20 protein-coding genes and 1 pseudogene are annotated in these 20,694 nt (G+C 73.8%); 12 read left to right on the forward strand and 9 right to left on the reverse strand.

Annotation, left to right across the window (positions count from 1 at the left end; all coding sequences use genetic code 11):
- The 8 genes and pseudogenes from GTQ99_RS06465 to mutM all read left to right on the forward strand — a co-directional run.
- Nucleotides 1–318: pseudogene (locus GTQ99_RS06465) on the forward strand (hypothetical protein); the annotation flags it as partial.
- A gap of 10 nt (nt 319–328) precedes the next feature.
- Nucleotides 329–886: a 16S rRNA (guanine(966)-N(2))-methyltransferase RsmD gene (rsmD, locus tag GTQ99_RS06470; RefSeq protein WP_166614924.1), complete on the forward strand. Its 558-nt coding sequence runs from the start codon at nt 329–331 to the stop codon at nt 884–886.
- A 10-nt stretch (nt 887–896) separates the two neighbouring features.
- Nucleotides 897–1,415: a pantetheine-phosphate adenylyltransferase gene (coaD, locus tag GTQ99_RS06475; protein WP_338074765.1), complete on the forward strand. Its 519-nt coding sequence runs from the start codon at nt 897–899 to the stop codon at nt 1,413–1,415.
- A 32-nt stretch (nt 1,416–1,447) separates the two neighbouring features.
- A complete protein-coding gene (locus GTQ99_RS06480; protein ID WP_166614925.1) occupies nt 1,448–1,975 on the forward strand; it encodes a hypothetical protein in 528 nt (175 codons plus the stop codon).
- Between the two features lie 145 nt (nt 1,976–2,120).
- A complete protein-coding gene (locus GTQ99_RS06485; RefSeq protein ID WP_205706912.1) occupies nt 2,121–2,708 on the forward strand; it encodes a YceD family protein in 588 nt (195 codons plus the stop codon).
- A gap of 2 nt (nt 2,709–2,710) precedes the next feature.
- The gene (rpmF, locus tag GTQ99_RS06490; protein ID WP_166614926.1) at nt 2,711–2,914 is read left to right on the forward strand and encodes a 50S ribosomal protein L32; all 204 of its coding nucleotides are present in this window, start codon (nt 2,711–2,713) and stop codon (nt 2,912–2,914) included.
- A gap of 1 nt (nt 2,915) precedes the next feature.
- Nucleotides 2,916–3,662, forward strand: a complete 747-nt coding sequence (rnc, locus tag GTQ99_RS06495; RefSeq protein ID WP_420814517.1) for a ribonuclease III — start codon at nt 2,916–2,918, stop codon at nt 3,660–3,662.
- 6 nt (nt 3,663–3,668) lie between these two features.
- On the forward strand, nt 3,669–4,595 hold the full coding sequence (gene mutM / locus GTQ99_RS06500) for a bifunctional DNA-formamidopyrimidine glycosylase/DNA-(apurinic or apyrimidinic site) lyase (protein WP_166614927.1): 927 nt from the start codon (nt 3,669–3,671) through the stop codon (nt 4,593–4,595).
- Between the two features lie 55 nt (nt 4,596–4,650).
- Here the strand turns inward: mutM and GTQ99_RS26675 are convergent, their stop codons facing one another.
- Genes GTQ99_RS26675 through GTQ99_RS06515 form a run of 3 tightly spaced genes read right to left on the reverse strand, consistent with a single transcriptional unit; the run spans nt 4,651 to nt 7,885 of the window.
- Nucleotides 4,651–5,559: a carbohydrate ABC transporter permease gene (locus GTQ99_RS26675; RefSeq protein WP_338074766.1), complete on the reverse strand. Its 909-nt coding sequence runs from the start codon at nt 5,557–5,559 to the stop codon at nt 4,651–4,653.
- Between the two features lie 6 nt (nt 5,560–5,565).
- Nucleotides 5,566–6,495, reverse strand: coding sequence for a carbohydrate ABC transporter permease (locus tag GTQ99_RS06510; RefSeq protein ID WP_166614928.1), 930 nt, complete (start codon nt 6,493–6,495; stop codon nt 5,566–5,568).
- Nucleotides 6,496–6,523: 28 nt separating this feature from the next.
- Complete coding sequence (locus GTQ99_RS06515; RefSeq protein WP_166614929.1) at nt 6,524–7,885, reverse strand: extracellular solute-binding protein; 1,362 nt, start codon at nt 7,883–7,885, stop codon at nt 6,524–6,526.
- Between the two features lie 166 nt (nt 7,886–8,051).
- On the opposite strand from GTQ99_RS06515, the gene GTQ99_RS06520 reads away from it, so the two are divergent.
- Nucleotides 8,052–9,371, forward strand: coding sequence for an ROK family protein (locus GTQ99_RS06520; protein WP_166614930.1), 1,320 nt, complete (start codon nt 8,052–8,054; stop codon nt 9,369–9,371).
- Between the two features lie 42 nt (nt 9,372–9,413).
- Here GTQ99_RS06520 and GTQ99_RS06525 read toward each other — a convergent pair whose 3' ends face one another.
- The 6 genes from GTQ99_RS06525 to rhaI are packed head-to-tail and all read right to left on the reverse strand — an operon-like array spanning nt 9,414 to nt 17,182.
- On the reverse strand, nt 9,414–10,064 hold the full coding sequence (locus GTQ99_RS06525) for an LUD domain-containing protein (protein ID WP_166614931.1): 651 nt from the start codon (nt 10,062–10,064) through the stop codon (nt 9,414–9,416).
- Nucleotides 10,061–11,563 carry a LutB/LldF family L-lactate oxidation iron-sulfur protein gene (locus GTQ99_RS06530; protein WP_166614942.1) on the reverse strand — a complete coding sequence of 501 codons (1,503 nt, stop codon included), beginning with the start codon at nt 11,561–11,563 and terminating at the stop codon, nt 10,061–10,063. Before GTQ99_RS06530 ends, GTQ99_RS06525 begins: the two co-directional genes overlap by 4 nt.
- A gap of 17 nt (nt 11,564–11,580) precedes the next feature.
- Nucleotides 11,581–12,393: a heterodisulfide reductase-related iron-sulfur binding cluster gene (locus GTQ99_RS06535; RefSeq protein WP_166614932.1), complete on the reverse strand. Its 813-nt coding sequence runs from the start codon at nt 12,391–12,393 to the stop codon at nt 11,581–11,583.
- Complete coding sequence (locus tag GTQ99_RS06540; protein ID WP_166614933.1) at nt 12,390–13,853, reverse strand: rhamnulokinase; 1,464 nt, start codon at nt 13,851–13,853, stop codon at nt 12,390–12,392. Before GTQ99_RS06540 ends, GTQ99_RS06535 begins: the two co-directional genes overlap by 4 nt.
- 33 nt (nt 13,854–13,886) lie before the next feature.
- A complete protein-coding gene (locus GTQ99_RS06545; protein ID WP_166614934.1) occupies nt 13,887–15,992 on the reverse strand; it encodes a bifunctional aldolase/short-chain dehydrogenase in 2,106 nt (701 codons plus the stop codon).
- A 2-nt stretch (nt 15,993–15,994) separates the two neighbouring features.
- On the reverse strand, nt 15,995–17,182 hold the full coding sequence (gene rhaI / locus GTQ99_RS06550; RefSeq protein WP_166614935.1) for an L-rhamnose isomerase: 1,188 nt from the start codon (nt 17,180–17,182) through the stop codon (nt 15,995–15,997).
- Nucleotides 17,183–17,438: 256 nt separating this feature from the next.
- On the opposite strand from rhaI, the gene GTQ99_RS06555 reads away from it, so the two are divergent.
- The 3 genes from GTQ99_RS06555 to GTQ99_RS26680 all read left to right on the forward strand — a co-directional run.
- Nucleotides 17,439–18,773, forward strand: a complete 1,335-nt coding sequence (locus GTQ99_RS06555) for an extracellular solute-binding protein (protein ID WP_166614936.1) — start codon at nt 17,439–17,441, stop codon at nt 18,771–18,773.
- Between the two features lie 65 nt (nt 18,774–18,838).
- The gene (locus GTQ99_RS06560; RefSeq protein ID WP_166614937.1) at nt 18,839–19,768 is read left to right on the forward strand and encodes an ABC transporter permease subunit; all 930 of its coding nucleotides are present in this window, start codon (nt 18,839–18,841) and stop codon (nt 19,766–19,768) included.
- A gap of 89 nt (nt 19,769–19,857) precedes the next feature.
- The coding region (locus GTQ99_RS26680) for a carbohydrate ABC transporter permease (protein ID WP_166614943.1) at nt 19,858–20,694 on the forward strand (837 nt) is incomplete at its 3' end.

Genomic DNA, 20,694 nt, shown 5'->3' on the forward strand with positions numbered 1-20,694 from the left:
GCCTGGTGGTCCTGGGCGCTGCTCGGGCTGCTGGCGGGCCCGGGGTGGGCGGCGGCGGCGCTGCGCGGCGCCGTGCGGCCGGACCCGGACCTGGCCCGGCCGGTCGTCGCGACCGCCATGGGCGCGCTGCCGCCGGGCGCGGCGGCCGCGACGACGACGGGCCCCGACCTGGCGGTCCTGGTCACCGTGCCGGTGCTCGTGGCGCTGCTGGCCCGCGGCGCCTGGGACTGGCTGCTGGCCGGGCAGGCCGCGGCGAGCGCGGCCGCCGTCGCGATCGGCTGGGCCTACGCCGCCCACCGCGCGAGGAGGACGACGTGAGGAGGAGCGCGTGACGCGGATCGTGGCCGGTGCGGCCGGCGGCCGGCGGCTGAAGGTGCCGCCGGGGGAGACCACGCGCCCCACCAGCGAGCGGGTGCGCGAGGCGCTGTTCTCCGCGCTGGAGGCGGCGGGCGCCGTCTCCGGCGGCCGGGTGCTGGACCTCTACGCCGGTTCCGGCGCGCTGGGGCTGGAGGCGGCCAGCCGCGGCGCGGCGCAGGTGGTGCTCGTCGAGGCGGCCCGGGCCGCGGCCGCGACGGCGCGGGCGAACGCCGCCGCCCTGGGCCTGGAGGGGGTCCGGGTCGTGCACGAGCGGGTCGAGCGCTTCCTGGCCTCGCCGGGCGCCGTGCTCGAGGGCGGCTGGGACCTGGTGCTGCTGGACCCGCCGTACGCCGTCGGCGAGGAGGAGCTGGCCGGGGTGCTGGCGGCCGCGGCGCCGCTGCTGGCCGAGGGCGCCACCGTCGTCGTGGAGCGCTCCAGCCGCTCGCCGGAACCGCGCTGGCCGCAGCCGCCGGGCGAGGTCCGCCGGCGCCGCTACGGCGAGACGAGCGTGTGGACGGCCCGCTGTTAGCGTGCCGGGCGTGCCGACCCGCTGCGTGTGCCCCGGCAGCTTCGACCCCGTGACCCTCGGCCACCTCGACGTGCTGCTGCGCGCCGCGGCGGTCTTCGACGTGGTCCACGCGGGGATCGCGGTCAACCCCGCCAAGCGCGGCCTGTTCGAGCCCGCCGAGCGGGCGCGGCTGGTGCGCGAGGCGCTGGCCGCGACGGGCGACGCGCGCGCGGAGCGCGTGGTGGTGGAGGTCTTCGGCGACGGCCTGCTCGTGGACCACTGCCGCCGCCTGGGCGCCGCGGTCGTCGTCAAGGGCCTGCGCGGGGGCACCGACTACGCCTACGAGCTGCCGATGGCGCTGATGAACCGCCACCTGGCGGGGGTGGAGACGGTCTTCCTCGTCGGCGACCCGCGCTTCGAGCACGTCTCCTCCAGCCTGGTCAAGGAGGTCGCCCGCCACGGCGGGGACGTGTCCGACCTCGTGCCCGCGGCGGTGCGCGACGCCCTGGTGCGGCGGCTGGGGGAGAATGCCGCGGGTCCTGCGGACTGAACCGCGGACCGGACCAACGGGAGGCAGTGGCTGTGGAGGTGCACGAGAAGCTCGGCGAGCTGGCCGCGCTCGTGTCGGGGGCGCGCGGGGTTCCGCTGTCCTCGTCGGTGCTGGTCGACCGCGAGGAGTTGCTGCGCCTGGTGGCCGAGGTCCGCCGCCTGCTGCCCGCGGAGGTCCAGCAGGCCGGCGACGTGCTCGCCCAGCGCGACGAGGTCCTCTCGGCGGCGCGCGCGGAGGCCGAGGAGCTCGTCGCGCGGGCCCGCGCGGAGGCCGAGGAGCTCGTGGATGCCCAGGCGGTCACGCGCGCCTCCCGCGAGCGGGCCGAGCACATCGTCGCGACGGCCCGCGAGGAGGCCAAGCGGCTGCGGGTCGACGCCGACGCCTGGTGCGACGGCAAGCTGGGGGACTTCGAGGAGGAGCTGGAGCGGCTGCAGCAGCAGGCCCGCCGCGGGCGCGACCGCCTGAAGCTGCGCGGTCCGGAGACCGACGCGCCGGCCGAGCCGGAGGCCGGCGGGGTGCAGGAGCCGCCGACGCCGAGCGGGGCCACGGTGGCGCGCTGAGGCGGCGCCGGCGGCCGATTGGGTCGTCGGGCGTTGCTCGGTTACGCTTGGGGACGGCCTCGGCGCGTGTGGTGCGAACCACGAGCGGCGGGGCCGCGTGGTGTCGATCGACCGCGGTCGCGGTCAACGCTGTGAGGAGCAGGACGTGAGCAGGGTGCACGAGGGGCAGCTGGACCCCCACGCGCCGCTGGTGCTGTCCACGCACGAGCTGGGCCGCCGGCCCGGCACGATGCGCACGCTGCAGCGGACGGTCCCCGCCCCGGCGGACCTGGGCATCGCCGTCATCGGCGTGCCCGAGGGCAGCGACCTGCACCTGGACCTGCGCATGGAGGCCGTGATGGAGGGCGTGCTCGTCTCCGGCACCGTGCGCGGCACCGCGGTGGGCGAGTGCGTGCGCTGCCTGACCGAGGTGACGCAGGACGTCGAGGTCGACCTGCAGGAGCTGTTCGCCTACCCCGGCAAGACGCCGGCGGAGGTGGCGGACGACGAGGACGAGATCCGTGAGGTCGCCCCGGGCGAGCTCGTCGACCTCGAACCCGCGGTCCGCGACGCGGTCGTGCTGGAGCTGCCGTTCCAGCCCGAGTGCGACGGCCCCTGCCAGCAGGACTACGAGATCGGGGTCTCCGAGCGGACCCCGGTCGCCGAAGAACCGGCGGACCCGCGCTGGGCCGCCTTGCAAGGTCTGCTCGAGCAGACCGACGAGTCCCCGTCCGGAACGAGAGAGAAGAGCTGATCGTGGCCGTCCCGAAGCGGAAGATGTCCCGCAGCAACACGCGGTCGCGCCGCAGCCAGTGGAAGACGTACGAGGAGACCCTGACGCGCACCAGCGTCGGCGGCCGGGTCGCCTACGCCCGTCCGCACACGGCCCGCGTCGTCACCGACTCCGCCGGCACCCCGCTGTACCTGGAGTACAAGGGCCGCAAGGTCAAGGACCTCTGAGCTGACCGCTCAGGGGACCGCCGGCACGCCGGGCGACGTCGACGACGTCGCCCGGCTGTCCGCTGCCCTCGGCCTCGACATCGAGGCCGACCTGCTCGAGCTGGCGCTGACGCACCGCTCCTACGCCTACGAGCACGGCGGCCTGCCCACGAACGAGCGGCTGGAGTTCCTCGGGGACTCGGTGCTCGGGCTCGTGGTGACCCACCAGCTCTACACCCGCTACCCGGACGTGTCCGAGGGGCGGCTGGCGAAGCTGCGGGCCGCGGTGGTCAACTCCCGCGCCCTCGCCGACATCGCCCGCGGGCTGGACCTGGGCGCGCACGTGCGCCTGGGCAAGGGCGAGCTGTCCACCGGCGGCAGGGACAAGAACTCGATCCTCGCCGACACCATGGAGGCGGTCATCGGCGCCGCCTTCCTGTCGGTGGGCGTGGACGCCGCGCGCGACTTCGTGCTGCGCCTGACCGCGCCGCTCATGGAGTCCTCCGAGCGCCTGGGCGCGGGCACGGACTGGAAGACGGCGCTGCAGGAGCTCACGGCCGCCGAGGGCCTCGGCGTGCCCTCCTACGCGATCACCGACTCCGGTCCCGACCACGCCAAGAGCTTCGCCGCCGACGCCGTCGTGGGCGGCACGCCGCTCGGGCACGGCGAGGGGCGCAGCAAGAAGGAAGCCGAGCAGAAGGCCGCCGCCGCGGCCGTCGAGGCGCTGCGGGCCGCCACGGCCGCCAGCGCCGTGCGCTCCGCGCACTGAGCCGCCGTGCCCGAGCTGCCCGAGGTCGAGGTCGTGCGCCGGGGCGTGGCCCGCTGGGTGGTGGGCCGCACGGTGCGCGAGGTGGACTTCCTGCACCCGCGGGTGACCCGCCGCCACCTCGCCGGGCCGCAGGACGCCGTCGCGCGCACCCGGGGCCTCGTCGTGGCCGACGCGGTCCGGCGCGGCAAGTACCTGTGGCTGCCGCTGGCCACGGCCGGCGGGGACGCCGACGAGGCGCTGGTCGTGCACCTGGGCATGAGCGGTCAGCTGCTCGTGGAGCGCGCGGACGCGCCGGCCGAGAAGCACCTGCGCGCGCTGTGGCGCTTCACCGACGGCGGTGAGGACCTGCGCTTCGTCGACCAGCGCACCTTCGGCGGCATCGCCGTCGTGCCGCTGGTGGCCACCCCCGACGGCGGGCCCGGCGGGCTGGGGGAGTCCCCCGACGCCGCCTGGGCGCACCGGCTGCCCGTCCCCGTGGCGCACATCGCCCGCGACCCCCTGGACCCGGCCTTCGACGACGCCGCCTTCGCGCGGCGGCTGCGGGAGCGCTCCACCGGCCTCAAGCGGGCGCTGCTGGACCAGTCGCTGGTGTCCGGGGTGGGCAACATCTACGCCGACGAGGCGCTGTGGCGGGCCCGGCTGCACTACGCGCGCCCCACCCGCAGCACCACCCGGGCCCAGGCGGACGCGGTGCTGGCCGGGTTGCGCGAGGTGATGACCGCGGCGCTGGCGGCGGGCGGGACGAGCTTCGACTCCCTGTACGTCAACGTCAACGGCGCCAGCGGGTACTTCGACCGCTCGCTGGCCGTCTACGGGCAGGGCGGGCGCCCGTGCCCGCGCTGCGGGACGCCCGTGCGCCGCGACGCCTTCATGAACCGCTCCTCGTTCTCCTGCCCGCGCTGCCAGCCGGTGCCGCGCTCGGCGCACTGGTGAGCGCGAGCGCCCCCGCGACGAGGACGTCGCGGGGGCGCTCGCAGCACCGGCGCGCTCAGCCCTTGAGCGCCCCGCCGAAGGTGAACGCCCCGCCGAGGCGGCGCGAGAGCAGCAGGTAGAGCAGCACGACCGGCAGCGTGTAGAGCACCGAGTAGGCCGCCAGCTGGCCCCACTGCACCGAGCCGTACTGGCCGAAGAAGGTGAAGATGCTCACCGAGGCCGGCAGCTGGTCGGGGGAGAGCAGCAGCACGAAGGGGATGAAGAAGTTCCCCCACTGGCCGATGAAGGTGAAGATCAGCACGACCGACAGCCCCGGCCACATGAGCGGCAGCACGACGTGGCGCAGCGTCTGCATCGAGCTGGCCCCGTCGGTCCAGGCGGCCTCCTCCAGCGTGATCGGCACGCCGTCCATGAAGTTCTTCATGAGGAAGATGGCGATGGGCAGTGCCGTCGTCGCCATGAAGGCGATGGTGCCGCTGAGGGTGTCGACGAGGTTCAGCTGCACGAAGAGCCCGTAGACGGGGACCATGATGGCCGTGATCGGCAGCCCGGTGGAGAAGAGGATGGTCAGCAGGAACGGGCGCTTGTAGCGCGTCTCGAACCGCGACAGCGGGTAGGCCGCCAGCGTCGCGACGACCATCGCGATGGCCGAGGAGCTCACGCACAGCACCAGCCCGTTCCACATGGGCCGGTAGGTCGTCTCCGGGGTCATGACGGCGCGGAAGTTGTCCAGGCTGAACCCGGAGCCGGGCCAGGACAGCTTGAGGCCGGCGTCGGCGTTGAAGGCGGCGAAGACGACCCACAGCAGCGGGACGAGGAACAGCACGCCGATGACCGCCGTCACGGTGTTCGCGAGCGCGCCGGCGACCCAGGTGCGCGGGCCGCGGGGCTTGGCCGAGCGGACCGACCGCGACGGCGTCGTCACGGGGGCCGCGGCGGTGGTGCTACCGGTGGAGGTGGTCACGGGGCATCAACCGTCCTCGCGCAGCAGGCGCATGTAGACCAGGGAGAAGACCGCGCCCACCACGAGCAGGACGAGCGCGATGGCGGTCCCGTAGCCGATCTGGCTGAAGGAGAACGCCTGTTCGTACATGTACAGCGGCAGCGTCTGGCTCTTGGTGCCCGGCCCGCCCTTGGTCATCGTGTAGATGAGCCCGAACACCGACAGTGTCTGCAGCGTGATGAGCATGAGGTTCGTGGTGACGGTGCGGCGGATCATGGGGATGGTCACGTGCCGCAGCCGGCCCCAGCCGGTCGCCCCGTCCATCTCGGCGGCCTCCTCGATCTCGGCAGGGATCTCCGAGAGCGCCGCGTTGTAGACGAGCATCGAGAACGCCGTGCCGCGCCAGACGTTGGCCAGCGACACCGCGACGATGGGCAGCGTGTAGAGCCAGTTCTGGCTCAGGCCCAGGCCGCCGATGATCTCGTTGAGCGTGCCGTCCTGGGCGAGGAAGGCGTACCAGAGGTAGCCGGCGACGACCTCGGGGATCACCCAGGCGCCGATGACGGTGGCGCCGACGAGCGCGCGGACCACCGGGGCAGCGCGCTTCTGCAGCAGCGCCAGCGCCAGCCCGAGCAGGTTCTGCCCGACGACCGCCGAGAGCACGGTGAAGACGAGCGTCAGGACGACGGAGTTGGCGAAGTCCTTGCTGCTGAAGGCCTCGCGGAAGTTCGCCAGCCCGACGAACTGCGTGTCGCCGGACCCGGCGCCGGTGAGCGCGATGTTGGTGAACGCCGCGTAGACGCACCACAGGATCGGGCCCGCGAGGAACACCAGCAGCAGCAGGACCGCCGGCGTGAGCGGGAGGGCCCGGGCGATGTCCACCCGGACGGGGTGCGTCCGTCGTCGCAGTTCACCCCCGGCCGGGGCGCCGGGGGACGGGCGGGTGATCGTTGCCACGGGACCTCCCTTCCTCGGGGATCGAGTCTCAGAACGTGCCGGTCTTGTCCTCGCCGACGATGCCCTTGACGGCCTCGTCGTAGGTGTCGGCCGCCTCCGAGACGCTGGCCTGGCCGGTGACGACGGCTTCCATCGCGACCTGGATCTCGTTGGAGACGCGCGGGTACTCGGTGTTCTGCGGGCGGTACTGGGTCACCGGGACGAGGCTGGAGAAGAACTCCAGCGTCGGGTTGGAACCGGTGTACTCCGGGTCGGTGGCGACGTCCTTGCGGACGGCGACGGCGGCGGAGTTGATGTTGTAGCGCAGGTTGTTGTCGAAGGCGGTGAGGGTGGAGATCGCCTTCCAGGCGTTGTCGGCGCTGCTGGTGTTCTTCGTCATGGCCCAGGTCCAGCCGCCGGACATGCTGATGCTGCCGGGCTCGGAGCCGTCGCGGGTGGGCATCGGCGCCTGCCCCATGACGTCGTTCCACTCCGGCCAGGGCGCTCCGCCGGTCTCCAGCCAGTTGCTGGACTGCCAGGAGCCGTCGAGGGCGATGGCGAGCGTGCCGCCGGGCAGGAACTCCTCGCTGACGCGGTTGCCGACCTGCGCGTCGAGCGCGATGGACGGGTCCGGTGCCAGCTTCTCGTCGTAGAGGGTCTTGATGAACTGCAGCGAGTCGCGGAACTCGGGGCTGCCGACGTTCCACGTCTCGGAGTCGGGGTCGTACAGCGTCGTGCCGGTGCCGTAGAACACCATCTCGAAGCCCTGCATGGAGGCGGCCTCGCCGGCGGCCTTGCCGGCGTAGACGTTGATCGGGGTGACGCCGGGCAGCTTGCCCTTGATCTCGCGGCAGGCGGCGAGGAGCTCGTCCCACGTCGTCGGCGCCCACTGCTCGGGCAACCCGGCCTGGGTGAGCAGCTGCCTGTTGAACCACAGCGCCCGGGTGTCGGTGCCGTCGGGGACGCCGTACGTCTTGCCGTCGCCGGCCTTGGCGGCGCCCTTGGCGACGTCCTGGAACTGGTCCCACTCCTCCCAGGACTCCAGCCAGCTGTCCAGCGGCTGCAGGTACCCGGCGGTGATGTCGGAGTTGATGAGGAAGGTGTCCTCGTAGACGACGTCGGGGGAGGTGCGCGGGGAGCGCATCATGAGCTGCAGCTTGGTGTAGTAGTCGTTCTCGGAGGCGACGATGGGGACCAGCTCCAGCGTCGTCCCGCTGTTCGCGGAGTCGAAGGCCTGCTTGACCCCGGTCAGGTAGTCCTTCATCACCGTGCCCGAACCCCACTGCTGGTACGCGACCTTGACGGTGGCGGTGTCGGAGGACCCCTCGGAGGAGCCGCCACCGCAGGCGGCGGTCCCGAGGGCGGTGCCGGCGCCGAGGCCGGCTGCTGTCAAGAAGGTTCGACGTCGCACAACCCACTCCCTCGTGGTGCGGTGGCTCGATCATCTTCGACTCGCCCGGAGCGGCTGCTCCGCCGTTCCGCCCCGGAAAAGTAAATCCAGTGGATTGACCGTGTCAACGGACGCGCCGCATGATCTGGGAACGATCCCATCGGTTCGCCGAGCGCGAGGAGGCGCGGTGCGACGTGGAACGAACCTGCCCTGGGTGGGCGACTACAACCAGGCGGTGGTGCTGGACGGCATCCGCCGCCACCCGGGGACGTCGCGCACGGAGCTGGCCGGCGCGAGCGGGCTGACCCAGCAGACGGTGTCCAACATCGTCCGCCGCCTGCTGGAGCGGGGCCTGGTCCAGGAGGGCGACGACCGCGCCCCGGCGCCCGAGCCCGCACCGGCACCGGTGCGGGCGGCGGTGCGGGTGGCCGGCAAACCGCGCACCGCGCTGTCGGTGCGCCCGGGCGCGGTCGTCGCCGCGGGCCTGCAGCTGGACCGCGAGCACCTGGACGCCGTGCTGCTGGACCTGCGCGGCGGCCTGCTCGGCAGCGGCCGCGAACCGCTGCCGGACCCGCAGGCACCCGTCGAGCTCGTCGTCGCCCACGCCGCCGGGCTGGTGCGCCGGCTGCTGGAGGAGGCCGAGCTGCAGGGCCTGGAGCCGCAGGCCGTGCGCGGGCTGGGGGTGGCGGTGCCGGGGCCCATCGACTTCGCCGGGCCGGTGCGCAGCTCGGCCATCAACCTGCCGGGCTGGCGCGGGGTGGCCATCGCGGACCTGCTCGCCGAGGCGCTCGGCCTGCCCGTGCTGGTGGAGAACGACGCCACGGCGGGGGCGGTCGGCGACCTGTGGCGCTCGGCGCGCACGGGCCGCAGCTTCCTGCACGTGCACGTGGGGGCGGGCATCGGCGGCGGCATCGTCCTGCGCGACGAGGTCGTGCGCGGGCGCTCGGGCAACGCCGGTGAGATCGGGCACGTCGTCGTCGACCCGCGCGGACCGGCCTGCCCGTGCGGCTCGCGCGGCTGCCTGGAGGCGGTGGCCGCACCGGCCGCCGTCGTGCGCCGCTACGTCGAGCGCGTGGGGCCGCCCGCCGCCCGCCGCGCCGGGCTGCGGCTGGCCGGGCGCAGCGTCATCGAGGACCACGACCTGCTCGGCGTGCGCGCCGCCTGCGGCGACGCCCACGCGGCGGCCGTGCTCGAGGAGGCGGCCGCCGACATCGCCCGCGTCGTGCTGGGGGTCGTCAACGTCCTCGACGTCGGCGAGGTCGTCCTCGCCGGCAGCGGGCTGCGCTCCGGGGCGCAGCGGGTGCTGTCGGCCGTCGAGCGCCACCTGGCCGTGGCCATGACCCGCGAGGTGCACCGGGTGGCGGTGCGCGTCAGCGACGCCGGCGAGCAGGCGGGGGCGCACGGCGCGGCCGCCGCGGTGCTGCACGAGTCGCTGTCGGCGACGTGGGCGACGGTGCACCACCCGGTGCGGGGGGTGGTCATCTCCCCGGTCGCGCCGGTGCACTGACCGGCGCCGGCGGGGAGGGAGCGGCGGGAAGGGCGGTGCCGGTCAGCCGACGAGGACGACGTCCAGGCGGCGGGGCCCGTGCACGCCCTCGACGCGGTCCAGCTCGATGTCGCTGGTGGCGCTGGGGCCGGAGACGAACGTCAGCGGCGCCCCCGGGTCCAGGCGCGCCAGGCCCTCGGGCACCGAGGCGACGACGCCCTCGCCGCGCACGACGCAGACGTGGTGGTCGGGCACCAGCGACAGCGCGCGCCGGCCCTGGCCGGGTGCGCCGGCGGCCAGCACGACGGTGCCCGTCTCGGCGACGGCGACGGCGCTCGCGGTGACGACGGTGTCGACGCCGTCGAGCTGCTCGACGCTCGCCGGCGCGAGCGCGGAGTCCTCCAGGACGCTGCGCCCGCCGAAGCCGGCCCGCCAGGGCGCGGGCAGGTCGGCGGGCACGACCAGGCGCTGCGACCCGGCCTCGGCCAGGCACCGGGCCACGGCCGCGGCGACCTCGCCGTCGGTGGCGACGCGCAGCACCCGGGCCCGGTAGTCCTCGACCCGCTCGGTGAGCAGGTCCAGGACCGCGGGGCTGCCGGGGGCGTGCGCACCGGTGCGGCGGTAGGTGCGCGGCACCGGGGCGGGGGCCTCGCGCGGGGCGCCGGCGTCGCGCGCGGCCCGCAGCCGGGCCAGGACCTCCTCGCGCGCGCTCACGCCCCGCCCCCCGTCCGCTCCCACCACTGCCGGGCCGTCTCGGCCGGCGGGGCGGGCACGTCGCGGGCGCCGGTCCAGTGCGAGGCCACGACCGAGGCCGGCCAGGGCAGCGAGGTGATGCGGCCCTCGCGCCCGGCCAGCAGCCGGCCCAGCCCCAGGCCCTTCTCGGCGGCCCGGAAGCGCCCCGCCGAGGTCATCGCCACCGCGGCCGCCTTCATCGCCAGGTCCTGCGCGGTGGGGCGGGTGTGCGACTCCACCGACGCCGCCCGCTGCTGCACGAGCAGGTTCGGGATGTCGATGCGCACCGGGCAGGCGTCGAAGCACGCCCCGCACAGCGAGGAGGCGTACGGCAGCGAGGCGTTGGGGTCGTCGGCGCCGCTGATGCCGGTGAGCATCGGCGTGAGCACCGCGCCGATGGGGCCGGGGTAGACCGAGCCGTAGGCGTGCCCGCCGACGCGCTCGTAGACCGGGCACACGTTCAGGCAGGCCGAGCAGCGGATGCAGTGCAGCGCGGCCCGGCCGTCGGGGTCGGCCAGCACCGCGGAGCGGCCGTTGTCGAGCAGGACGAGGTGGAACTCCTGCGGGCCGTCGCCGGGGGTGACACCCGTCCACGTCGAGGTGTACGGGTTCATCCGCTCCCCGGTGGAGCTGCGCGGCAGCAGCTGCAGGAACACCTCCAGGTCGCTCCACGTCGGCACGAGCTTCTCCACGCCCATGAGCGTGATGAGGGTCCGCGGCAGCGTCAGGCACATGCGCCCGTTGCCCTCCGACTCCACGACCGCGAGGGTCCCGGTGTCGGCGACGGCGAAGTTCGCGCCGCTGACCGCCACCCGCGCGGACAGGAACTTGCGCCGCAGGTGGGCGCGGGCGGCCATCGCCAGCGCGCGGGGGTCGTCGGACAGCGCCGGGTCCACGTCGGGCATCTCCCGCAGGAAGATCTCGCGGATCTCGCTGCGGTTGCGGTGGATCGCCGGGACGAGGATGTGGCTGGGCGTGTCGTGGCCGAGCTGCACGATGAGCTCGGCGAGGTCGGTCTCCCAGGCCGCGATGCCCGCGGCCTCCAGCGCCTCGTTGAGGCCGGTCTCCTGGGTGGCCATCGACTTGACCTTGACGACCTCGTCGGCGCCGGTGGCCCGCACCAGCTCGGTGACGATCCGGTTGGCCTCCTCGGCGTCGCGGGCCCAGTGCACCGTGCCGCCGCGGGCGGTGACGTTCTCCTCCAGCTGCTCCAGCAGCTCCGGCAGCCGCGCCATGACGTCGGCCTTGATCGCCGAGCCCGCCAGGCGCAGGTCCTCCCAGTCCTCCAGCTCGGCGACGACGCCGGCGCGCTTGGCGCGGATGATCCCGGTCGCCTTGCCGAGGTTGCGCCGCAGCTGGGTGTCGGCGAGCTCGGTGCGCGCGGCCCGCGGGAAGGAGGTGGTGCCGCGCAGGTGGCCCTGCCCGGCGGGGGAGTGCGTGGGCAGCCCGGTGTCGCGCGAGTCGTCGCGGACGGCGGGCATGCCGAGGTCGGTGGTGCTCACCGCTGCGCCTCCACGGGCTCGTCGCGCACGCCGCCGGGGCTGCCGGCGGCCGCCGGGGTCTGCGTCGCCTCGGTGGAGGCGAGGATCTCGGCCAGGTGGACGGTGCGCACGCCGGTGCGCAGCCGCCCCAGACCGCCGCCGATGTGCATGAGGCACGAGGAGTCCCCGGCCGTGCAGACCTCCGCGCGGGTGTCGAGGACGTTGCGCATCTTGTCGGCGAGCATCGCCGTTGAGGTGTCGGAGTTCTTCACCGCGAACGTGCCGCCGAAGCCGCAGCAGACCTCCGCGTCGGGCAGGTCGACCAGCTCCAGCCCGCGCACGGCGCGCAGCAGCTGCAGCGGCTTGTCGCCCACCCGCAGCATCCGCAGCGAGTGGCACGTCGGGTGGTACGTCACCCGGTGCGGGTAGTACGCGCCGACGTCGCTGACGCCGAGCACGTCGACGAGCAGCTCGGACAGCTCGAAGGTGCGGGCCGCGACGGCCTCCGCGCGCTCGGCGAGCCGCTCGTCGCCGGCGCGGCGGGCCACCACCGCGTGCTGGTGGCGCACCGAGCCGGTGCAGGAGCCGGAGGGCGCCACGACCGCGTCCCAGGTGCCCTCGGCGACGGGGCCGAACACCTCGACGTGGTGGCGCACCACGGGCACGGCCTCGCGCAGGTACCCGGTGTTGACGTGCATCTGGCCGCAGCACGTCTGCCCCGGCGGGAAGAGCACGGTGTGCCCGAGGCGCTGCAGCAGCTGCACGGTGGCCTGGACGGCCTGCGGGAACAGCGCGTCCCCGAGGCAGGTGGCCATGACGGCGATCTTCACGCGGTTCCGATCTCGAGTCCGGGCACGAGCGCTGTGCTCGGAGCGTAGGTGGTCAGCTCGTGGGTGTCGCGGACGAGCGCCCGCAGGTCCTCCAGCGACCCGCGCAGGTCGCCCGCGGCGCGCGCCTGCACGAGGACGTTGCCCAGCGCGGTGGCCTCCACCGGCCCGGCCACCACCGGCAGCCCGGTCGCGTCCGCGGTCAGCCGGCACAGCAGCCGGTTGCGCGCGCCGCCGCCGACCAGGTGCACGACGCGCACCCGGTGCCCGGAGAGGCGGACGGCGTCGTCGACGGCGCGGGCGAAGGCGCGCGCCAGGCTCTCCACGACGCAGCGCACCACCTCGGGCTTGGAGGTGGGCGGGGCCGACCCGGCCTCGGCGGCCGCGGCCCGCACCCGCTCGACCATGGGCCCCGGCGGCAGGAACCGCGGGTCGTCGATGTCGACCAGCGGCCCGCCGGCGCCCACGTCGGCCGCCGCCCCCAGCAGCGCGGGCAGGTCCTGCGGGCCCTCGGCGGCGCTCCACTCGGCCAGGCACTGCTGCAGCACCCACAGGCCCATGACGTTGCGCAGGTACCGGACGCGGTCGTCGACCCCGCGCTCGTTGGTGAAGTTGGCCGCGAAGGACTCCGCGCTCAGGACCGGGCCGGCGAGCTCGACGCCGACCAGCCCCCACGTCCCGCAGGCGACGTAGGCGAAGTCCTCGTCGCGGGCGGGGACGGCGACGACGGCCGAGGCGGTGTCGTGGGAGCCGACCGCGACCAGCTGCAGGGAGCCCGGCAGCCCCGTCTCGGCGAGCACGCCGGGGCGCAGGCCGCCGAGCGCGCCACCGGGGTCGACGACGGGGGGCAGCTGCTGCGGGCGCACCCCGGCCAGCGCGAGCAGGTCCTCGGCCCAGCGGCCGCTGCGCACGTCGGTCAGCCCGGTGGTGGAGGCGTTGGTGGCCTCGGCGGCCTTGACGCCGGAGAGCCAGTAGCCGAGCAGGTCGGGGACGAGCAGCACCCGGTCGGCGACCGCCAGCAGCGGCCCGCCCGCCTCGGCCAGCAGCTGGTAGATCGTCGTGAACGGCAGGTGCTGCAGACCGTTGCGCCGGTACAGCTCCTGCGCCGGCACGGCGGCGAAGACCCGCTCGGCGACGCCGTCGGTGCGCGGGTCGCGGTAGTGCCGGGGGGTCCCCAGCAGGCTGCCGTCGCTCGCGAGCAGGCCGTAGTCGACGGCCCAGGTGTCGATGCCGACCGTGCGCGCACCCGGAGCGGTGCGCGCCGCGGCGGCCAGCCCGGCCAGGACCTCGCGCCACAGCCCGACGACGTCGGTGTGCAGCTGCACGCCGCCGTCGCTCCCCACCGGCACGGGGCCGTTGGGGAAGCGGTGCACCTCCTGCAGCGACAGCCGGCCGGGCGCGGCCGCGCCGACCATGACGCGGCCGCTGGAGGCCCCGAGGTCCACCGCGACGTGGACGGACATTCGCCCTCCCTGTGCTCGTGGGTGCCGGGCGCGTCAGCGCAGGAACGCGGCGGCCACGCCGGCGTCGACGGGCACGTGCAGGCCGGTGGTGTGCGACAGCTCCCCGGCGGTGAGCACGAACACCGCGTTCGCCACGTGCTCGGGCAGGACCTCGCGCTTGAGCAGGGTCCGCTGGGCGTAGAACGTCCCCAGCTCCTCCTCGGGGATGCCGTACGTCTTGGCGCGCTGGGCGCCCCAGCCGCCGGCGAAGATGCCCGAGCCGCGCACGACGCCGTCGGGGTTGACGCCGTTGACCTTGATCCCGTGCCCGCCGAGCTCGGCGGCCAGCAGGCGCACCTGGTGCGCCTGGTCAGCCTTGACCGCCGAGTAGGCGATGTTGTTGGGGCCGGCGAAGACGGAGTTCTTGGAGGCGATGTAGACGATGTCGCCGCCCAGGCCCTGGGCGATGAGGACCTTCGCCGCGGCCTGGGAGACCAGGAAGGAGCCCTTGGCCATGACGTCGTGCTGCAGGTCCCAGTCGCGCTCGGTGGTCTCCAGCAGCGGCTTGGAGATCGACAGCCCCGCGTTGTTGACCACCAGGTCCAGCCCGCCGAAGGCGAGCACCGCCTCCTGCACCGCCGCGGCCACCGCGGCGGCGTCGGAGACGTCCACGGCCACGCCCACGGCGACGTCGGCGGCCACCTTCGCCCCGGTGGAGGCGGCGATCTCCGCGGCCGCGGCCTGGGCCTTGGCGAGGTCGAGGTCGGCGACGACGACGCAGGCGCCCTCGGCGGCCAGCCGGGTGGCGATGGCCCGCCCGATGCCGGAGGCGGCGCCGGTGACCAGCGCGGTGCGGGTGGCCAGCGGCTTCGGCCTCGGCATCCGCGCCAGCTTGGCCTCCTCCAGCGCCCAGTACTCGATGCGGAACTTCTCCGCCTCCTCGATGGGGGAGTAGCTGGAGACGCCCTCCGCGCCGCGCATGACGTTGACGGCGTTGACGTAGAACTCCCCGGCCACGCGGGCGGTCTGCTTGTCGCGGCCGAAGGAGAACATGCCCACGCCCGGGACGAGGACGATCAGCGGGTCCGCACCGCGGATGGCGGGGCTGTCGGGCGTGGCGTGCCGGTCGTAGTAGGCCTGGTAGTCCTCGCGGTAGGCCCCGTGCAGCTCGTGCAGGCGCGCGGTGGCGGCCTCGACGTAGGCCTCCAGCGGCGCGGTGGCCGGCAGGTCCAGCACGAGCGGCTTGACCTTGGTGCGCAGGAAGTGGTCCGGGCAGGAAGTGCCCAGCGCCGCCAGGCGCGGGTGCTGCTGGCGGGCCAGGAAGTCCAGCACCACCTCGGAGTCGGTGAAGTGCCCCACCTGCGGGGCGTCGTGGCTGGCGATCCCGCGCACCACCGGCGCCAGCGCGGCCGCCCGGGCGCGGCGCTCGGCCTCGGGCAGCGGCTCGTAGCCGGGCAGCACGGGGCCGAACGGCTCGGGCACCGAGTGCTCGTCCAGGTGGGCCTGGGCGGTCTCGATGATCCAGCGGGAGTTGGCCTCGGCCTCCTCCGACGTGGCGCCCCAGGCGGTGATGCCGTGCCCGCCCAGGACGCAGCCGACCGCCTGCGGGTTCGCGTCCTTGATCGCGGCGATGTCCAGGCCGAGCTGGAAACCGGGCCGGCGCCAGGGCACCCAGACCACCCTGTCGCCGTAGACCTGCTCGGTGAGCTTCTCCCCGTCGGCGGCGCAGGCGATGGCGATGCCGGCGTCGGGGTGCAGGTGGTCCACGTGCGCGGGCTCGAGCAGGGCGTGCATGGCGGTGTCGATGGAGGGCGCGGCGCCGCCCCTGCCGTGCAGGCAGTGGTCGAAGGCGGCGACCATCTCGTCCTCGCGCTCCACGCCCGGGTACACGCCCCGCAGGGCGCGCACGCGGTCCAGGCGCAGCACCGCCAGGCCCTCCTCCCGCAGGGTGCCCAGGTCGCCCCCGGAGCCCTTGACCCACAGCAGCTCGACGTCCTCGCCGGTCACCGGGTCGACAGCGGTGCCCTTGGCGGAGGTGTTCCCGCCCGCGTAGTTGGTGAAGCGCGGGTCCGCACCGAGGGCGTTGGAGCGCGCGAGCAGCGCGGCCACGGTGGCGCTCGCGGTGGTGCTCGCGGTGGTGCTGGTGGTCTCCCCGGTCATGCTCACGCTCCCCATCCGGCCTGCCGGCCGCCGATGCGCTCGGCGGCGATCCTCTCCGCGTACCCGGAGGCCAGGTAGGCGGCCATCGGGTCGGGCGCCAGGCCCATCGACTCGCGCAGCTGCGCCAGCAGCGGGCGCACGTCGGTGGAGAAGGCGTCCATGAAGACGTCGTTGGCGGCGAGCACGTCGCCGGCCTGCTGGGCCTCGCGCAGCGCCTCGCGGTCCACGAGCAGCGCCTTCGCCGTCGCCTGCTGGACGTTGGTCACCGAGCGGATCTGCCCGGGGATCTTCGCCTCGATGTTGTGGCACTGGTCGAGCATGAAGTTCACGCCCGAGTCCGGGCGCAGCGCGTCCGAGCGGACGATCTCGTACATGATCCGGAACAGCTGGAACGGGTCCGCGGCGCCGGCCATGAGGTCGTCGTCGGCGTAGAAGCGCGAGTTGAAGTCGAAGGCGCCCAGGCGGCCGGCGCGCAGCAGCTGCACGACGATGAACTCGATGTTGGTGCCGGGGGCGTGGTGGCCGGTGTCGAGGACGACCTTGGCCCGCTCGCCCAGCGCGAGGCAGTGCAGCAGCGAGGTGCCCCAGTCGGGGACGTCGGTGGAGTAGAACGCCGGCTCGAAGAACTTGTACTCCAGCACCAGGTGCTGGTCCGGCTCGAGCAGGGCATAGACCTGCTGCAGGGAGTCCGCCAGGCGCTCCTGGCGCTCGCGCAGGTCGTCCTGGCCGGGGTAGTTCGTGCCGTCCGGCAGCCAGACCTTCAGCTCCTTGGAGCCGGTGGCGCGCATGACGTCGACGCACTCGGCGTGGTGGGCGACGGCCTTGGCGCGCACCTTCGCGTCCGGGTGGGTGAGCGAGCCGAGCTTGTAGTCGTCGTCCTGGAAGAGGTTGGAGTTGATCGTCCCGATCGAGACGCCGTCGTCGGCGGCGTGCGCGGCGAGCTTGCCGTAGTCGTCGACGAGGTCCCAGGGGATGTGCAGGGAGACCCGCGGCGCGACACCGGTGTAGCGGTGCACCTGCGCGGCGTCGCTGATCTTCTCGAACGGGTCGCGCGGGGTGCCGGGGGAGCCGAACACCTTGAAGCGCGTCCCGGAGTTCCCGAACGCCCACGAGGGGAGCTCGATGGTCTGCGCGCGCAGGGCGGCGAGCACGCTCTCGCGGGACGTCGAGGGGGTCTGTCCTGTCGTCATCACGGCTCCACTCCGTCGGGGGGTCGAGAGCACGGTAACCGGTCTTTGACACGTTTCACAAGACGTTCGCCGGAACCGCCCGCGACCGGGTGCGGAGCGGAGAGCGCTCTCCTGCCACCGGATCGGATCCCGCTCCGGGACAAGTGCTTGACGGGGGTCGGAGCGGGACCCCACACTCGCCTCAGCCGCTTTGAATCGTGTCAGGCGGCTGGTCCGGCACCGCAGCCGCTCCGTGGTCTCGACGAGGAGACGTCCAGTGACACGCACCGCTCCCCACCCCCGCACCACCCGTGCCGCCGCCCTGGTCGTCGCCCTGGCGCTCGCCCCCCTGGCGGCCTGCAGCGCCGGCAGCCTCGGCTCGTCCTCCGACGAGGGCGGCGAGGGCGGCACCACCATCACCTGGCTCACCGGCAGCGACGAGACCGCCCAGGCCACGGCGACGAGCATCGTCGAGGCCTTCGAGGCGGCCAACCCCGACATCACGGTCGAGCTCGACGGGCGCCCGGCGGGCGGCGAGGGCGACAACCTCGTCAAGACCCGCCTGCAGACCGGCAGCATGGCCGACGTCTTCGACTACAACTCCGGCTCGCTCTTCCAGCAGATCGCCCCCGAGAAGAACCTCGCCCCGCTGGGCGAGGACGTCATCGGAGCCGTGGACGACACCTACCTGCCCCAGGTCTCGGTCGGCGACACCGCCTACGGCGTGCCGTACGGCACCGCGTTCGGCGGTGGTGTCATGTACAACCGGGACGTCTACGCCCAGCTGGGCCTGCAGGTGCCGAAGACGTGGGCGGAGTTCGCCTCCAACGCCGAGGCGATCAAGGCCGCGGGCATCGCCCCCGTCGTGCAGACCTACGGCGAGACGTGGACCTCCCAGCTCTTCGTCCTCGGCGACTTCCACAACGTCGCGGCGGCCAACCCCGAGTGGGCCGAGCAGTACACGGCCAACCAGGCCAAGTACGCCACCGACCCCGCCGCCCTCGCCGGCTTCCAGCACCTGCAGGAGGCGCACGAGAAGGGCTGGCAGAACGCCGACTTCGCCTCCGCCAAGGTCGAGGACGGCATGCGGGCCCTCGCCGCCGGGGAGGGGGCGATGTACCCCATCCTCTCGGCCAACGTCACCACGCTGCTGAGCGCCGACCCCGACGCCGGCGACCGGATCGGCTTCTTCGCGCTGCCCGGCGAGGACGCGGCCACCAACGGCCTGACCGCCTGGTACCCCAACGCCGTCTACGTCCCCAAGAGCACGACGGGCGCGAAGCTGGAGGCGGCCGAGAAGCTGGCGGCCTTCATCGCCAGCCCCGACGGCTGCGAGGCGCAGACGCAGGCGGCGCCGCCCACCGGCCCCTACCTGGTCGAGGGCTGCGAGCTGCCGGCCGACGTGCCGCAGGTGACCAAGGACGTCAGCGCCTACTTCGAGGCCGACGCGCAGAGCCCGGCGCTGGAGTTCCTCTCGCCCGTCAAGGGCCCCGCGCTGGAGCAGATCACCGTCGAGGTGGGCTCCGGCATCCGCCCGGCGGCCGACGGCGCCGCCCTCTACGACCAGGACGTGGAGAAGCAGGCCCAGCAGCTCGGTCTCGAGGGCTGGTGAGTCCACCGACCCCCACCCACCCCCGACGCCTGCCGGGGGTGGGTCCGTCGAAGGAGGCCCACGAGGTGTCGACGACGATCAGCTCCACCGCCGCCCGGTCCCGGACCCGGCCGGCCCGCACCCCCGGCGGGTCCAGCCGGCACCGCGGTCCCTACCCGGGCTGGTTCTACCTGCCCGCCGCCGTGATCTACGGCGTGCTGTTCATCATCCCCACCCTGCTCTCCTTCTACTTCGCCCTCACCCGCTGGACGATCTTCGACTCCGAGTTCATCGGCCTGGGCAACTTCGCGCAGTTCTTCTCCGAACCGGCCCTGACGAAGGGCTTCGTCAACACCTTCGTCTACGCCGTTCTCACCTCCGGCGCCAAGGTGGTCCTCGGCCTGGGCCTGGGGATGCTGCTCACCAGCCAGATCGTCGGGCGCGGCTACCTGCGCGCCGTCGTCTTCTTCCCCGTCCTGGTCTCCTCCGTCGGCGTCGGCATCACCTTCCAGGTGCTGATGAACCCCACCAAGGGCGCGATCAACGCCGCCCTGGGCGTGATCGGCATCGACGGCCCCGGCTGGCTGACCAACCCCGACCTGGCCCTCTTCTCCGTGGCCATGGTCGACGTCTGGAAGGGCGTGGGCCTGGCCACCCTCATCTACATGGCCGGCATCGTCTCCATCCCCAAGGAGTACTACGAAGCCGCCAAGGTCGACGGCGCCGGGTCCTGGACGCTGTTCCGCAACGTCATCTTCCCGCTGTCCTGGCCGGCGACCTCCACCGTCGTCACGCTCTCCCTCATCGGGGGGCTGCGCTCCTTCGACCTCATCTGGGCGATGACGCGCGGCGGGCCCGGCTTCACCTCCGACGTCATCGCCAGCGTGATCTACAAGCAGTACCAGGCCGGCTTCTACGGCCTCTCCACCGCCGGCAACGTCATCCTCTTCGTCGCGGTCACCGCCATCGTGCTGCCGCTGACGCGCTTCCTGGCCCGCAAGGAGGTCGAGCTGTGAGCACCACCACCACCCCGGCCTCCGAGCCGGCGGGAGCGGTGCAGCGCGCCGCGCACCCCCAGCGCCTCTCCAGCACCTCCGGCGGGCGGGTGGGCGGCCCGCGGGCGGCGCTGTACCGCTACGGGGTGGGGATCGTGGCGATCGTGGCGAGCATCGTCGTCTTCATCGTCCCCTTCGCCTTCATCGCGCTGACGGCGCTCATGGACGCCCGCCAGGCCGGGGAGTTCAGCTTCGCCCTGCCGCGCTCCTTTCAGGGCTGGTCCAACTTCGTGGAGGTCGTGCAGACCCGCGACTACCTGCTGATCATCGCCTTCATCAACTCCATCGTCCTCACCGTGGCCTCGGTGGTCCTGATGGTCGTGCTGGGCTCGATGGTCGCCTTCGTGCTGCAGCGGCGCACCACCCGCCTCACCGGCTTCATCAACTTCCTCGTGCTGGCCGGGCTCATCATGCCGCCGGCGATCGTGCCGACGATCTGGGTGCTGCAGCGGCTGGGGCTCTTCGCCACCATGCCGGGGCTGATCCTGGTGGAGGTCGCCTTCGGGATCTCCTTCACGATCCTGCTCTTCCGCGCCTTCATCTCCACCATCCCCCGGGAGCTGGACGAGGCGGCGGTGCTGGACGGCGCCGGGCCGCTGCGGCTGTTCTTCCGGGTGATCCTGCCGCTGCTGCGCCCGGTGGTGGTCACGGTGGTGCTGGTGCAGTCGGTGGCGGTCTTCAACGACTTCCAGACCCCGCTGTACTTCCTGCCCGGCGACGCGGGCGCCACGGTGCAGCTGACGCTGTTCACCTTCCAGAGCCAGAACCTGTCCAGCTACAACCTGCTGTTCATGGACGTGCTGCTCATCACGATCCCGCCGCTGGTGCTGTACCTGTTCTTCAACCGCCAGATCGTCGCCGGCATGACCTCCGGCGCCGTCAAGGGC

It is taken from the genome of Kineococcus vitellinus, assembly GCF_009906315.1.
GTDB classification, from domain to species: domain Bacteria; phylum Actinomycetota; class Actinomycetes; order Actinomycetales; family Kineococcaceae; genus Kineococcus; species Kineococcus vitellinus.

Excerpts from the sequence above, each read along its gene's own strand:
- GTQ99_RS06530 (WP_166614942.1), bottom strand. The coding sequence starts at position 11,563 with ATGCCCGCCGTCCGCGACGACTCGCGCGACACCGGGCTGCCCACGCAC.
- GTQ99_RS06540 (WP_166614933.1), bottom strand. The coding sequence starts at position 13,853 with ATGTCCGTCCACGTCGCGGTGGACCTCGGGGCCTCCAGCGGCCGCGTC.
- GTQ99_RS06545 (WP_166614934.1), bottom strand. The coding sequence starts at position 15,992 with ATGACCGGGGAGACCACCAGCACCACCGCGAGCACCACCGCGAGCGCC.
- rhaI (WP_166614935.1), bottom strand. The coding sequence starts at position 17,182 with ATGACGACAGGACAGACCCCCTCGACGTCCCGCGAGAGCGTGCTCGCC.